The sequence below is a fragment of the Phyllobacterium sp. TAF24 genome, from assembly GCF_052113785.1.
GTDB lineage: Bacteria > Pseudomonadota > Alphaproteobacteria > Rhizobiales > Rhizobiaceae > Phyllobacterium.
In genome coordinates, this window is record NZ_JBFRDN010000045.1 from 1 (window position 1) to 13,342 (window position 13,342).

Annotated in this window: 15 protein-coding genes and 1 tRNA gene; 6 read left to right on the top strand and 10 right to left on the bottom strand. The window is 50.2% G+C overall.

Translation table 11 applies throughout. The features are described 5' to 3' along the window. Together AB4Y96_RS24430 and AB4Y96_RS24435 are read right to left on the bottom strand one after the other, a co-directional pair. On the bottom strand, positions 1-1,058 hold a 1,058-nt coding region (locus tag AB4Y96_RS24430), incomplete at its 3' end, for a Hint domain-containing protein (protein ID WP_441920494.1). 1,098 nt (positions 1,059-2,156) lie between these two features. After that, entirely contained in the window at positions 2,157-2,345 is a 189-nt protein-coding gene (locus AB4Y96_RS24435; RefSeq protein ID WP_441920495.1) for a hypothetical protein, read from the bottom strand. A 702-nt stretch (positions 2,346-3,047) separates the two neighbouring features. Between AB4Y96_RS24435 and AB4Y96_RS24440 the strand changes: the two genes are divergently transcribed. Next, positions 3,048-3,124 (top strand) — tRNA-Met (locus tag AB4Y96_RS24440). Positions 3,125-3,159: 35 nt separating this feature from the next. Here AB4Y96_RS24440 and AB4Y96_RS24445 read toward each other — a convergent pair. Continuing rightward, on the bottom strand, positions 3,160-3,519 hold the full coding sequence (locus tag AB4Y96_RS24445; RefSeq protein WP_441920497.1) for a hypothetical protein: 360 nt from the start codon (positions 3,517-3,519) through the stop codon (positions 3,160-3,162). Positions 3,520-3,960: 441 nt separating this feature from the next. Beyond that, entirely contained in the window at positions 3,961-4,155 is a 195-nt protein-coding gene (locus AB4Y96_RS24450) for a hypothetical protein (protein WP_441920499.1), read from the bottom strand. Positions 4,156-4,555: 400 nt separating this feature from the next. On the opposite strand from AB4Y96_RS24450, the gene AB4Y96_RS24455 reads away from it, so the two are divergent. Both AB4Y96_RS24455 and AB4Y96_RS24460 read left to right on the top strand, forming a co-directional pair. Then, positions 4,556-4,792: a hypothetical protein gene (locus AB4Y96_RS24455; RefSeq protein ID WP_441920501.1), complete on the top strand. Its 237-nt coding sequence runs from the start codon at positions 4,556-4,558 to the stop codon at positions 4,790-4,792. Between the two features lie 65 nt (positions 4,793-4,857). Continuing rightward, a complete protein-coding gene (locus AB4Y96_RS24460; RefSeq protein WP_441920503.1) occupies positions 4,858-5,109 on the top strand; it encodes a DUF982 domain-containing protein in 252 nt (83 codons plus the stop codon). On the opposite strand, the gene AB4Y96_RS24465 is transcribed toward AB4Y96_RS24460, so the two are convergent. Then, positions 5,106-5,345, bottom strand: coding sequence for a hypothetical protein (locus AB4Y96_RS24465; RefSeq protein WP_091884128.1), 240 nt, complete (start codon positions 5,343-5,345; stop codon positions 5,106-5,108). The genes AB4Y96_RS24460 and AB4Y96_RS24465 overlap by 4 nt on opposite strands. A 257-nt stretch (positions 5,346-5,602) precedes the next feature. Here AB4Y96_RS24465 and AB4Y96_RS24470 point away from each other — a divergent pair, with 257 nt between their 5' ends. Continuing rightward, positions 5,603-6,286: a hypothetical protein gene (locus AB4Y96_RS24470; protein WP_441920505.1), complete on the top strand. Its 684-nt coding sequence runs from the start codon at positions 5,603-5,605 to the stop codon at positions 6,284-6,286. Positions 6,287-6,443: 157 nt separating this feature from the next. Here the strand turns inward: AB4Y96_RS24470 and AB4Y96_RS24475 are convergent, their stop codons facing one another. Continuing rightward, positions 6,444-6,806, bottom strand: a complete 363-nt coding sequence (locus AB4Y96_RS24475; protein WP_441920507.1) for a hypothetical protein — start codon at positions 6,804-6,806, stop codon at positions 6,444-6,446. Between the two features lie 721 nt (positions 6,807-7,527). Here AB4Y96_RS24475 and AB4Y96_RS24480 point away from each other — a divergent pair. Then, positions 7,528-7,980, top strand: coding sequence for a lysozyme inhibitor LprI family protein (locus AB4Y96_RS24480; RefSeq protein WP_441920509.1), 453 nt, complete (start codon positions 7,528-7,530; stop codon positions 7,978-7,980). Between the two features lie 608 nt (positions 7,981-8,588). Here the strand turns inward: AB4Y96_RS24480 and AB4Y96_RS24485 are convergent. Both AB4Y96_RS24485 and AB4Y96_RS24490 read right to left on the bottom strand, forming a co-directional pair. Beyond that, positions 8,589-9,764: an SGNH/GDSL hydrolase family protein gene (locus AB4Y96_RS24485; RefSeq protein ID WP_441920510.1), complete on the bottom strand. Its 1,176-nt coding sequence runs from the start codon at positions 9,762-9,764 to the stop codon at positions 8,589-8,591. 238 nt (positions 9,765-10,002) lie between these two features. Beyond that, positions 10,003-11,241: a hypothetical protein gene (locus AB4Y96_RS24490; RefSeq protein WP_091884057.1), complete on the bottom strand. Its 1,239-nt coding sequence runs from the start codon at positions 11,239-11,241 to the stop codon at positions 10,003-10,005. Positions 11,242-11,397: 156 nt separating this feature from the next. On the opposite strand from AB4Y96_RS24490, the gene AB4Y96_RS24495 reads away from it, so the two are divergent. After that, positions 11,398-11,904: a GNAT family N-acetyltransferase gene (locus AB4Y96_RS24495; RefSeq protein ID WP_441920537.1), complete on the top strand. Its 507-nt coding sequence runs from the start codon at positions 11,398-11,400 to the stop codon at positions 11,902-11,904. Between the two features lie 23 nt (positions 11,905-11,927). On the opposite strand, the gene AB4Y96_RS24500 is transcribed toward AB4Y96_RS24495, so the two are convergent. Continuing rightward, positions 11,928-12,191: a hypothetical protein gene (locus AB4Y96_RS24500; protein ID WP_441920512.1), complete on the bottom strand. Its 264-nt coding sequence runs from the start codon at positions 12,189-12,191 to the stop codon at positions 11,928-11,930. A gap of 178 nt (positions 12,192-12,369) precedes the next feature. Further along, positions 12,370-13,236, bottom strand: coding sequence for an NmrA family NAD(P)-binding protein (locus AB4Y96_RS24505; RefSeq protein WP_441920514.1), 867 nt, complete (start codon positions 13,234-13,236; stop codon positions 12,370-12,372). Positions 13,237-13,342: the final 106 nt, after the last annotated feature.

Here is a 13,342-nt window from a genome sequence, read left to right on the forward strand (position 1 = left end):
GGCAGGCCATTGGCGAGAAGAATATCGTGGCTGCCGAGTTCGACATGCCAATAGGTGACTTCATCGACATCGACCTGTGCGATGGTTGCGCCATTGATGAGATAGCCCACGGGGATAAGCACCTCGTCGAGAATGCGCACGCAGACGGCATGACCGGGAGAAAGCCACAAATCAGCATAGGGCATCTGGTTGCCAAAAGCTCCGGCCTGAATGCGGACGGGGCAGGCGGACTGAAACTCGGCTGATCCGTCACGTTTCATGGTGTGATGACCCAACCAGATAATCGGGCGATGCTCGCCGGAGGCCGTGACCACCATATCTCCGACGTCGAGCGTTTCGACCGCGATATCGCCGCGCTCCGTCCGGATCAGGGTTCCCGGCGTGAAACACGGAGCGTTAGGATCAATTTGGGTTGTTAAAACCGCGCCTGAATTTGCATCGAAGACCAGTAGGGCCATGTCGACGCCATTGCCAAATTCGAGCGTGTAATTTCCCAAGTTTGTTATGTACGTGAACGTGTGCCCGTTTATCTGTGTCCCGGTTATGGTGGCTCCGTTTATTGCGAAATCAATCTCGTCATGGAAGTAAAAAGTTTCTATCGTTCCGTCAAACTGTGTGTGGAACGTAAAGACCGCAGGAGCGTCATGAGGGAACTTTGCAGCAGGCATCTTAATTTTCTGAGAGGAGTGCGCCCCATACCAGTCATAGTATGAGCCATCCGACATCTCGACTGTGCCCGTTGCTGAGGTTATGCCGGGGCCAGCGATGAACCTGGCGAAGTGCAAATATATCAGTCCACCGGATATAACGCCTGGCGACGAAAGCCCCACATCTATCTCGGTGCTGACGAGTAGAGATGAATTGTTCAAGAAGAGGCTGCCTACATTCACAATGTAGGCAGTTGTACTGGTATTGTTCAACACGGCCGTGTCACCGTTTCCGGGCCTGCCGTTGTCCCAATTGCTGCCAGTGCTCCACGGATTCGTAACAGGATCTACATGAGGGTTGTCCCACCCCTGCATGTTGTCTGATGGGCCAATCCAAGTCGTCGTTACCATGCCTTAAATCCTCCGGATGTAGTCATGCGTATCGCTGGAGTAATGAATTCAGAATACTCGCCACAAAATCAATATACGTTCAAACTAAACTGCAAGTAAGATGAAATTTTCTTGCAGACAGCTCTTCAAAATGAAACGCACGTTTCATTGCAACCAAATAATTTCGTATTCATAAAGCAACTGATCTGGAGAAAATAATCCTTTCACTAGGATTAAAATCACTATAGAATCCGCATTGGATGATCTGATGTTCAGTGCGGACCTATGGACAGGGAACACTCGCCGGTCAAACCCAGCCCGAGCACATAGCTTGCGGCAGGTGGAGGTTTATGGTCTCGCTGCATGAATGGGAAGGTTCACGGCTTCTCACCATGCAAAGCTACTCATCACTGTAGGTTTGCGTGAGCCTTTTTCCGTTCAGGGTAAATGTCTCGAACCCATTTGTTGGCTTTATGTCGTCTATTGTGAGATTCGGGTCCACCAGCGCCAACCGATTTTGTTGATCTACGTGCAATCCGCTGAAGTATGAACTCTCGCCGATGCGTACGTAACGTTGCTTCTGCTCTTCGCTGAGAGCCACGATCCAAAAAATGGGCTCGGACCGGTCTAGTCGGGCTAACGCTTCACTATATGTTTGGTCCCAATCTTCTCCTACGCGTGTGAGAAGGAACCTGAACAAGGGCGTGTAGTCGAATCCATGCCGGTGATGAGAGTGCATAGAGCCTGAGTATGATTCATCTTGTCTTACGCCTTTGGTGTTTCTTGACCATCTCCACTCGCCGCCTTTGCCATGGCGAACACCGTGCGTTCGCGTATTTTCTTTGCGATAGAGAGGTTTCTGGCGGTCCATAATCTTGCTCCAATATTGTTATGGATGGTTGCCGACTGGGAGCCAGCTTGCCCGGAATAGTAAAACGTTCGCAATGGGCCGCTATGCGAAGGCAAATTGCGGCTTTCCGCCATGGAAAGCTTTACCAAAAATTCAATTCAGGACGGCGAAAGCGCAAGTCGAGACGATAGCCTATTGCGAACATGGCATGGTCCAGTCGGTTAAACGGATGGGAAAACCCGCGTAGCCACCCGGCCAGTGTGGCCCGATTACGGTGCGTCCTGATATTTCTTCTGGTTTAGCTTCTTCTGGTTGATCTTTTCGATCTCTGCGTCATCCAGACTCTTGAATGGTCCGACAATCTCTGTCTCAACGCCTTCTCGTTCAATCGCCACGTAGAATAGGCCCAGACTTGTAGTGATATGGATAAGAGGCTTGCCGGTCTTTTTCTTACCCATATTGTTCCTTTCGCGTTTGAAACTGCGCAATAAAACAATTATGTGGCTAACAAATCAAGGGGCAGTTTGTTCCGCTTTTTATGATGCACCGGGCAAATGGGCGAGTGCATGGGAAGAGCTTCACGGCTTCCCGCCATGGAAAGCTTTACCAAAATTCAGATGGAGTAGAAGGCGATAGACCTTAGTTCTCGGAGCGTAGGATTACGACTGGGTCGTAACAACTATCAGTTCGCGGAACAATTTCTATAAAGTCTCCAATCTTGAACCTGTCAGTTCGGCCGCCGATGATAGTGGCAGTTTTGCATTGGTACGTCGCCTTCGCGTCCGAGCGAGTGAACTTGAGATAACCAGAAAGGATGTCACCGCCTTTTGCTTTAGTGACCCATAACTCTTGTATCTCGGCTCGAACATGTGGATCCCGCTTAATCCTATTGCTCCGTTCGTAGTATCGGATTGACAACAAGACTGTGAGAATGCCACCGAACACTATTGCCAAGCAGGCTAATACCACCCATCGAGGGTTGAGACGTTTCCACCAGTAGGCTTTCCCTGTAATTTGTGGAATGTCGGAGAACGGCTGCATCCGCTCGAGGTATGCCGATTCCTTCAACGAAACTAGCTATAGAACTTGCCATCGCGTGCATTTGCGTTTTGGGTCAGCCGTGCCATTTGGGCCGTGAAGTCTTATTCAAATGTTCAGTATGTCGGAGTAGAGCAGCCCGGTAGCTCGCCAGCCTCATAAGCTGGAGGTCGCAGGTTCGAATCCTGTCTCGCAACCAGATCAGGGTGGTGGCGCTGAAAGCAGAAGCACTGACTAGTTTTTTGACCCTGCTTCAAACAATTCGGGTGTAACGACGAATTTAAACGTACCCGAAACAGAGCCATACGGCTCACATTGTGTAACAGCGTCAGCCACCAAAGCGGCGACTGCCTTTTCCGATTCAGATGGCTTTGTAGTGAAGTTGATAGTCACGAAATCGGCAATGCCGTCTTTGAGTATTGCGACACCAGAAAGGCTGTAAGATTTTGGTGCGTCTGTCGGTAGCTTCAAACATTTGAGCATCTGCGCGGTCAGAGTTTTTCCGTATTCATCGGATGCGGCTTGCGCGTCTATAGCGCCGATGATCACGGCACAAGCGATGATACGAAGAAATATGTTGGACGTGGAAATCATATAAACCATCTCCGTTGATCAATGCTTCGATCATAAGATGCATATGTAGATTATTTGCAATCTAGTCGCGCAATTTCAAGGTAGGTGAAAGCATTGGCGGTTGTTGATGTATAGTTATGGCAGCTGCAGCCATTATTAATGAAGGGCTGACACCCAATGTTTGAAGGTCATCTTGCAGTGCTAATAGTTTAACGTCGTCGGCAAGAAGAAGGTTGTCCATGCAACACCAATCTCCAAAGTTTGTGGGTGTGTAAATAAAGCGCCGCGACTGCAGCTGCTCCTATTTCGACCACTTGCGAAGCGTAAATGTCGTAAGCTTTCTTAGCCCTAAATAGATCGCATACAAGATCAGTGGGCCCCCGCCAAAAAAGAAATACACCAATATGATGATGTGCAGCTCTGTCCATGGATGATACCATTTTTTTTCGGGCGCGACGTCGGTCATTTGGCTGTATCTTGAGGCCAGCGTTTCAATGCCATAATCCATATGAAGATGAGGATGGCACCCGGAATAACTGCAAGAATTGAGAGAACAGGTGGAATGCCCGTTCTTTTAAATATCATCCAGAACGGCGCAACGATCGCGCAAAGGATAATCGTAATGATCATCCAGTGCCAAACACTAAAGCTTCCCATTTCTGTTTCTCCCTTACCCAAGACCGATAATGGCCGAACGTAACACAAAATGAAAATCCGTAATGTTTCTAACGGTGGACATTGGCACACTTGGAGAAAACCCGACCTGCGGGCGCGTTAGAATCGCAGGTCGGGTTGAATTTCCAGCAGAATGCCTGTCACTGAAATAGTGGGGCCCAGATTGCCCACGGTTTTATTCGTTGACGATACTGAGCCCCTATCGAGTAGCGTTTCCGTAAACTTGCCCAGTGCTTGCTCGATTAAAAGTAAACGAAGTTGTTTTCAGATAGTTCCTATCGTTCCGATTTTCCCCGTGCCACGCGCCTCTTCGTGAGTGTGATGTCGATCTGGAACCAATCCAATTTAAGCCGGTTATAGGTTTTGCAGGAGGTATTTCGCTATGGATAAACCAACGGAAACTCGCGTGGAGGAAACGGCTACCGAAGCGCGGCAAGGCAATCTTGGGCGGCAGGTTCTAAAAATATTAATTGCATCGCTTCTTCTTGCGCTTGTCGTTTGGGGAATTGTTGAGTTTTTCGGCCAAAGCTTGGAAACCAGTGGAACGATTCAAGCGCCTGAAAAACCTGCTCCCGGTGAAATGTCACCAGCCAACAATGCGGCTCCCCCGTCGAACTGAGGGTGTTGAACCGTGATTAACCCGCTTGTGGCAGAAAAACCCCGCAAAGGCACGGAGCCCTGTTAATGCACAAACACCCATTTGAATCTGTAACCGTTGAAACCAAGAAAGCAGGCCAACTCCGAAATATCACTTCGGTTGAGGAGGCGGCAGAGTTCTTGCTTTATGATTGGCCAAAACGGGAAGGCCCAACATACCTAGCAGCACAGCAAACTTGTTTGGACGCGCTGCAAGAGGAGCGCTCAGTCAATGAGGCGAGAGAGGCTTTTATAACAGCGGCAAAGGCCGCTTACATTTTTATCAAAGAAGGGCGCTAGTTGATTGGGTCTTTTCGCCCTTCATCAATAACCGTGATCTGCCCTTCATCCATTTTATAGACGCCATGCTGGCCGCCTTGTAAGGCAAAGTCAGTTTCGAGTTCGGCCCATCGGCCAAGGAATTTCTGGCAAGTGCTGCAATAAATTGGGGTGTCGGAGTTTACGTCTGCAGGAATGTCTAGGTAGATTGTACCGCAATCCTTGCAGTCCAGTTTGTGGTCCAAGGTTTTTGCCATAACGATACTCGCTATCAAGACCAAACTGCGCGAAACTTTATCCGCAAATTTTCAATTGGCAATACGATTTACGACTTGAGCCTCAGCCCAGCAGTTCACTTTGCCTTTGCTGCCTTCGGCCTTATGCACCCCGCAATACCATTCAACTCCATAGCGCTAATTTTTGCTGCAACACAATATCACCGTACCGGTCCCAAGCATTAAAAAGGCTCTCTCCGTACTGAGATGTTGCCATAATCTTTACTTTGTGTGTTTCGTTGGGGGTAAGAAATGCTTCGAATTTTATCACGCTTGCTGGCGGTAGCAGTGATATTGCTTTCGATATTGTGCCTTCCAGCAAATCTGAGGGGAGTAAGAGAACAATGGTCTGGATATGGACAAATCCGCCTTCAGAGAGGGGTTATCCTTATGCCGATTTCGACTACGAAAGCTCCACAATCGATTCCTCAGATATCTCGATTTCCAAACGCATTTTGGCCCCATCTAATCCATCAGAAATCGTGGTAAAGCTCGATCGAGGCACAAAAAACAAGGTGAGTAAGCTTGCCTGCCTTCCGAATGTCCTCCGATGCCCATTGGTCGACGATGTGCTATGTGCATATATTAATAGGTTTGCACACGATGACGTAGAATTTCTACCGGTTACATTAAAATTGCGGGAAAAGAATGAGTCTATGCTCAAGTTTTCTTACGCTCATCCACTATTCCACATAAGTGGACTTGATCTTGAAAAATCTTCTATTGATCGCTGGCTAATACCCAACGAAGTTGTCCATCTTTTTACGAGACTCGTCTTCAAAGCAGAATGTTTGGCAGGACGACACTACGCCAAAGACACTTATACGAGCCAAGTAGTTGTTTCTGACCAGCTCAAGAATGCATTACAAATTACAGGTGACTTCGGTTTGTATTTTGTAAGACCAGAAGACTTAGAGATGTAGAGCGTCTGGCAACCTCGATAATCGCACGTAAAACTTCCTGCTGTCTCCATCCGGCAGTTGACGCAGCGGCGATTAGATCAATCAATTCATCTTCAATTGCCATTTGGCAATCGTAGAAGCGGTCGGTCGTTTTCCTTGGCTTTAGGAGGGGGGCAATTTAGCCACCCCTTAAAGCTTTCATCGCTTCCGGGGTCAAATACCCCGAAAAGAAAACTAACCGGTAGTCCCCGTCGGTAAGTTTGCCCGCATCCAGCGCATTATTGATACGATTGCAGAATACTTTTGGAGCGGAAGCTATAGGAACGCTCATCAGATTCGCCCAATTCTTGCGGATCTCGGTGGATGCATCACCCATCCTATTTGAGCATTCGCTATTGCTGATCCTAACAAGTGAAACCGGGCGTATTGCTGCTCGTTTATCTCCTGAGATCGTTGTTTCGGTCGAAGCATTTTTGGTTGCACCACAGCCGCTCAGAGCTGCGGTAAAACACATAACTATAAATAAAACAGTATGACGCATCTTTTCTCCGTCTAGTTTTTTACAAATGTTGGAAAGAGATAACATCTCTGAATAGTTTCCCTTGGCCCTCGGAGGCTTGATTCTCATTGGCATTCTTACGACGGTTATCTGGTTTGATTGACAGGAGACACGACGGTACTCTCTGCTACTGTGGTTTGCTAAGCTTGATACGTATGGTGCCGAAAGTAAGAAATGGATAATATTCTCCGCCTATTGCCTGAATAGCATCTCTACGCTTGTACCTCAGTTCATATTTGTGGAATTTCGAATCCAAGCGCAGAGGAACTGTTTCAGCAGCATACCCATTTTTGTACATTATAAAGCAACATCCAGTTATCTGGGCCTTCATCGAGTAGGTTACGCTCATAATGTAGTGTGCGTTTAGTTGTTTTAGTTGGACTAGCAAATTTGGATTCATGTGGATTTCGCATGAATCCTCGATCTTGCATGCGCCATTAACCTCAAATTTCCGGCCATCCGAATTAGTTGCCGTTACATCAACAGAGTATCGGCCGTCTTGAGATCCGACTACTGAGGAGGAAGCGAGTATTAGAAATAGCACCGTAAAGCTGATTTGAGACAATCGGTTCATTTTCGCGCGAGACAGTTGGGGTTATCAAATTTCAAATTGTTGGTGAACGTTGCAACCGCGTTGCGTTCTACATTTGTTCTCCTTACGCTGGAGAGTCAAGGCCTGTGGCTTGAGACTCCAGAAGATTCAATGCAAATTGCTGGTTGCGTTTCGAATGGGGAGCAAATCAGCGTGAGTTTACGTTCATATTTTTTAATCACATTCTCTGCTTTGGGATTAGTTTTTATTGCTGCCGCTGTTCCTGCAAATGCGGACGATATCTATGACAACTGCATAGCCAAATATTCCGATAACCCCAGTTGGGGCCAGTGCGGAGGTGAATGGGTAAAGCGCGAAGACGACAAATTGAACAAGGCTTGGAATGCTCTATTTGCCACGGCTCACGGAAACACGAAGACCGATCTTCTTGCGGAACAGCGCCTCTGGAATACCTATAAGGATGGTGCCTGCAAATTTTACGATAACGGCGAATGGGGCCGTGAGGGCCAAGTTTTGAGTTTCCCAATCTGTCGCGCAGAAATCATCGCAGCCAGAACAAAAAATTTAGAGAGTTATTCCAGCGGTCTACAGGGGGAGCGGTAAGCTGTGTAGGTTCCCATAACCGCTTAATAAGTAAGCCCTTCTAAGGTTTTTTAGAAATGACAATTCTCCGATATTGTATAGCGATCTTGATATTTCTTGGCACAGGAGCAACGGGGCAGGCGCAAGACCGCATCCTGCCCGACCAGTTAAACGAAATCATTTTTGTAATGATCACTTTTCTGCATTGGACCAATGGACGCAATGTCAGGATATGTGGCCGTATGGGGGAAGACACCAACGACTTCCACAGCCCAGTGGAAAGTGTGTGAGAAGACCAGCACCAGTGCCACGACGCTTGATGAAAAAAAGATGGCGGAATGTCTACTCCAACATATGAAAAAATGATGATGCTGAGTTTCATACGGCCTAACATTTAGGGACGTTCCAAAAATTTAGACTTTGGCCCTTTTTGATCCCAAAACCCCATACCGATTTTCGAAACATTCATTGAAATATATAATTGTCTTACGGCCTTCTAAGCCGGCGGTCGCTGGTTCGAATCCAGCCGGGATCGCCACTCACTTTCAAGCGCTTAGCTGTGTTTTCAGAATCAGTTTGAACCACTCGCCAAAGCTAAACAACAAAATCTGTTTAGTTCCGGCGCAGCTTTAGCGAAAGAGGCCGAGGTCGACCGCTTCCGCCATTGCTTTGTAACCGGCGGCGTTTGGATGCAGATGGTCGCCAACATCGAAATCGGCGCGAAGACGCTTAGGATTCGCCTGATCGCGCACGGTTGCATCAAAGTCGATCACCGCATCACAATTGTCGGGAGTGCGTATCCAGCTGTTAACAGCCTGACGTTTTGTCTCACCCTCCGGAGTGTAATAATGGGCGAAGACCGTGCCCTCGTAGGGCGTCAGGGTGGCGCAATAGGCTTTCACGCCATGCGCACGCGTGCGGGCAACAATCTGTTTCAGTCCGCCAATGAGATCTTCAGGCGTTACTGTCTGTTCGGACAGACCTGCCGACGTCGAATGGCCAATATCATTGATACCCTCCATGACAACCACCCAGCGCAGACCGGGAACCGAGAGCACGTCCCGATCCAGCCGGGAGAGGGCGCTGGGGCCAAACATTGCCTCCGGTAAATCATGCAGCACACGGTTGCCACTGATCCCGGCATTCACGACACCGACCGCCGGACCACCTGATTTGGCCAGCCGTTCCGCCAGAATATCGGGCCAACGCTGATTGGTGTCGGTGCCCGAGCCGTAACCATCGGTGATTGAATCCCCAAGCGTGACCAAGGTACCACCTTCGGACATCACTTCGACCCGTGAAAGCATGAACCGCATGGTTTGCGTGGTCGCTTCCGGTAGTGCAGGCGTATCAGTGTTGTCGCCGGACATGGACAGATAAGCAGTTTGCTCCGCCAATGGATGCACCACGGAAGGGCCGGTCCAGCGTGGTAAAAACAAGCTGACCGCCAAAGTGTCCAGAGCCGATACTTTCAGATCAATCGGGTCAGAGACTGCCGGGGCACCCGGTGGAACAGTGATGGAATTTGCGCCGCCAAATGTCACGGCCAGGCTGCTGGCAGGATCAATGGAACCGGGTGCATTGCCGGGACGGGCGATGCGGGCCGCGCCGATAACCAATGGCTGCGTGCCGGTTTCGTTGGAGAAGCGCAAACGAACCTTTGATCCGCCAGCGCTGATACGGACAAACTGCCGTATCGTGGCATTGCTGAGTTCCGGGCCGATCGGGAATGCCGGGCTGGCGCCCCAACTTCCTTGCCATGCTTCTTGCGCACTGGCGCCAAAGGTTCCTGCAAACAACGTCATGAGGCATGCCGCAGCTATGCTTGACCGCAAAGATTTTCTGTATCGATTCATGGGGTTTTTCCTCGGATCGGCCATTGTTTCATAACGACGTCGTGTTGGAGGCGTGCCGGATTATAAGCAGAACAGAGATCGTGCAGCAACCGGCTTTGGCGGCGGAGTAATTGAGCCCGGTAGCTTGATCATGACCGCAGTGGCGCAATTTCGCTATCGGTTAGCAATGCCGGACGGTGGTGAGTGGTCAGAGTGACGAAATCTTATCCGTGAGAGCGACCCAGCCGCCCGGCTCCATAATCAACGCCAGAACATCGTAATGACCGTAAGCGGCAAGTGCCGATCTTCGGGTGAAAAGTTCATTGACAATTTTGGTTGCATTACCCGCGTCCCGGTCGAAATAGAAATTCTGGCGCGCCTTTCTGACGGTCGTCTCGAATTCGGATGACGGCTTTCGGTTGGATGGCGGGGAATGCTCGTCCAATGCTTGCCTTGCGGCTGCCAATCCCATCCCGGTCAAGCGTGGTGGCCGGGATGCATTTGCCAGCGTCTCATTGGCTGCTTTAAGACCCATACCTGTCAGCCGGGGAGGCCGCGGATGGGCCAGATAATCCTCACGCGCGAAGTAGTCATCGGTCAGACCATTCCTGCGGCAATACGAACGAAACTGCTCCTTGTAAGCGAGCCAATGAAGCATCATCGCAAGTCTTGCACAACTCTTGGCATGATAGGCTTTGTCAAACGTCTTCACCGCCGATGATGTCGCGTTGATCCCCGCGTTTACGCCCGCCGTAACGATCTCACCGAGCACAGGAATGGCGCTGGTTACAAGTTTTGATCCCTCAATTCCTGCCTTGTGCGCCTTCAATTTAATGACTTGATTGATTAATGTGGAAATTCCTGCGCTTTCCTGCTCGGCGGTCTGCCGGGTCTGCGGCCTCTCTGCTTCCAGCGAGGCTATTTCCTTTGCCAGCTGTTTCAGTTTTGTCAAATGCACTGACGTTGCGCCAACCGTGTTGGATTGCTTCAAAATGGACACAGGATTGACGGGCAGGTATCCGAGCGATCCTATCGAGGCTGCGGACCCCACGATGCCGACGCCCGTTCCTGCAAGTTCTTTGTATTTTCGGCGTTGCAGATATTTGAGGGTGGCTGGACTTTCGATTGTCAGATCACCGGTGCTGTGGCCATGGCTGACAAACAGGGGATTCGGGCGAACGTCAATCTTCCCGGTTTTTGCGCCGTGCGCCTTTTGCCCCGCATCGGCCCCGGAGTTTGCCAAGGCTGCAAACCCGTTATCGTGGCCGCCATTTGCCGAACCGAAAGCGACATCAAGACAAATGGCAGCAATCTCCGTTACGGAGAGCGGCGCATTCTTCCAGTCGTACTTCCCTTTCTTCTGGGCTTCTTGCTCTATTTTTGTATCTGTCGATGATCGACTGCGGAGGGGATTTGAAAATGAAAGTCTGTCGAAAAGATTCCGCATTTCCGCAACTCCAATTATGACCAGCTAATCTGAGGGGAATGTAATAGTGATGGAACAGACGCCAATGGAACATAGGTGGCTCCCTCAATCAAGGTTTCTTGGCATCACTCAATAGTGTATTGCCGCACTACCACTTATGCCGTGCGAGAATTTCCAATGGACCAGTCATCCGTCGTAACGATATCACCTGTCACGCCAGACAATATCACCAGCTTTCACCAGGCGCTTGATATGGTGTCCCGCGAGCGGCGATATCTGACTTTTCTTGAAGCTCCTCCATTGGATCGCTTCCGTGAATTCGTGACAACCATGATCTCGGACGGAAATCCTCAATATGTTGCACTGGCAGACCATAGGGTCGTCGGCTGGTGTGATATTCGCCGGCATTTTCATGCCGCGCATGCACACCGGGGGACTCTCGGCATGGGAATCATTGCGTCATATCGCGGGCAAGGCCTTGGCTTCCGGCTGATTGATGCAGCCATGAAGCAAGCAGAAAAGGCGGGTTTCGTTAGAATTGAACTCGGTGTGCATGCTGATAATGAACGGGCCATCGCTCTTTATGAAAAGGTTGGTTTCATAAGGGAAGGGGTTGCGCGCGACGCAGTATTTATCGATGGCAGATATGTGGATACTGTCAACATGGCCGTTATCTACAGGTAGAATCCGTTGCTTGGAACTCGCGCCTATTCAGGGTGAAATGTCAGTTCCACATTGCTCCACAGATCATATTTCTCCGGATCAAGCTTGAACGGCTGGGAACGGAGCACTGCTTGGAGTGCCCGTTCTTTGGCTTTCGCGACCACTTCGCTATTGCTGCCCTGACCGGAAACAACAGGTGAGCCCTCTATCGTCCCCTCCCGGGTCAGTTTGAACCTTATAATGACGATCACGTCGCGATTATCCTTGACCTCCTCATCTGTGAGTATGCGAACTTTGGTTCTCTCCATAGGCGAGGTGTCCAAGGCAGTTCCGGCATTTTCCGCCATTGAGGGCAGGGCCACCAGCCCGAAGCACAGTGCGGCAGAAATAGCGATTCCCAGACGTTTGATAGACTTGGTTTGYAACGGTATCCCCTCCAATTTACCCAAGTCCAGATAAGCAAAAGAAGAAGCGGGAGTCGATGGGTTAGCCACTACGACCAACAAGGTCGCGGATAACGTCCCGAACGTCGACAGTCCCGTGCAAGATTTCGTTTTTCGGGTTCTCGAACCGAATCCAGCCTTCGTTAAAACCGTCGAGCATTTGTATTCTTGGCATCGGGTCGCGCATGCCCTGTGTTCTGAACATCGCTTCCCATGTCTCCCGCGGAACAATCTCCACCCGAACCGGCTGTGACAGCACCTGCGACATCGCATCGGCGATATCAACAGGCGAAACCCGCTCCGGTCCCTCGATCTCCACAATGCGCCGCCCGGTCCAGCTCTCTTGAATGAGTTCTGCGGCGAAGCGACCGACATCCGCCGTTGAAATCATCGGAAACTTGCAGTCGGCAGGCTGAAGAAACGAATGGATGACGCCTTCTTCCCTTGCCGAAGCCACATCCCAGACGAGATTATCGAGAAACCAGGCAGGCCGCAGAATTGTCAGCGGGATCGATAGCGTGCTGAGCGCCTGTTCAAGAATGGTGCGCTGGCTCAGAAGGTTACTTTGCGTTGCCTGACCACCAATGGTCGACAGGCATACGATTCTATCAGGCTTGGCGGAGTGCAACGCATTGCGGATAATCGCGGCTTCCGCGTGGGCTTCGGGAAATCCGGGCAGGGGATCAAAGTTCGAAGGCGGAAGGATGAACACACCATCCACGCCGCTAAACGCTTTTGTCAGAGCTGCTTCATCGCCCATGTCTGCGATGGCGAGTTCGCAACCAAGGCGCAGCCATTCTCCTGATTTGTCAGGGTTCCTCACAATAGCGCGCACTGGCTTGCCCGCAGCGAGAAGTTCGCGGGCCATCGCCCCACCGACCTTGCCGGTGATTCCTGATATTGCATACATATTATTGTTCCTTTGCGGTGAAACCGACGGTTGGGGCCATCAGGTCATTGCCATGGCGCAAAGGTACTGGTTGAGCGATGTTGACTGAAGTGCAAATTGATCACAT

Excerpts from the sequence above, each read along its gene's own strand:
- AB4Y96_RS24435 (WP_441920495.1), bottom strand. The coding sequence starts at position 2,345 with ATGGGTAAGAAAAAGACCGGCAAGCCTCTTATCCATATCACTACAAGT.
- AB4Y96_RS24480 (WP_441920509.1), top strand. The coding sequence starts at position 7,528 with ATGCAAATTGCTGGTTGCGTTTCGAATGGGGAGCAAATCAGCGTGAGT.
- AB4Y96_RS24445 (WP_441920497.1), bottom strand. The coding sequence starts at position 3,519 with ATGATTTCCACGTCCAACATATTTCTTCGTATCATCGCTTGTGCCGTG.
- AB4Y96_RS24460 (WP_441920503.1), top strand. The coding sequence starts at position 4,858 with ATGCACAAACACCCATTTGAATCTGTAACCGTTGAAACCAAGAAAGCA.
- AB4Y96_RS24465 (WP_091884128.1), bottom strand. The coding sequence starts at position 5,345 with ATGGCAAAAACCTTGGACCACAAACTGGACTGCAAGGATTGCGGTACA.
- AB4Y96_RS24455 (WP_441920501.1), top strand. The coding sequence starts at position 4,556 with ATGGATAAACCAACGGAAACTCGCGTGGAGGAAACGGCTACCGAAGCG.
- AB4Y96_RS24485 (WP_441920510.1), bottom strand. The coding sequence starts at position 9,764 with ATGACGTTGTTTGCAGGAACCTTTGGCGCCAGTGCGCAAGAAGCATGG.
- AB4Y96_RS24505 (WP_441920514.1), bottom strand. The coding sequence starts at position 13,236 with ATGTATGCAATATCAGGAATCACCGGCAAGGTCGGTGGGGCGATGGCC.
- AB4Y96_RS24490 (WP_091884057.1), bottom strand. The coding sequence starts at position 11,241 with ATGCGGAATCTTTTCGACAGACTTTCATTTTCAAATCCCCTCCGCAGT.
- AB4Y96_RS24500 (WP_441920512.1), bottom strand. The coding sequence starts at position 12,191 with ATGGAGAGAACCAAAGTTCGCATACTCACAGATGAGGAGGTCAAGGAT.
- AB4Y96_RS24475 (WP_441920507.1), bottom strand. The coding sequence starts at position 6,806 with ATGCGTCATACTGTTTTATTTATAGTTATGTGTTTTACCGCAGCTCTG.
- AB4Y96_RS24495 (WP_441920537.1), top strand. The coding sequence starts at position 11,398 with ATGGACCAGTCATCCGTCGTAACGATATCACCTGTCACGCCAGACAAT.
- AB4Y96_RS24450 (WP_441920499.1), bottom strand. The coding sequence starts at position 4,155 with ATGGGAAGCTTTAGTGTTTGGCACTGGATGATCATTACGATTATCCTT.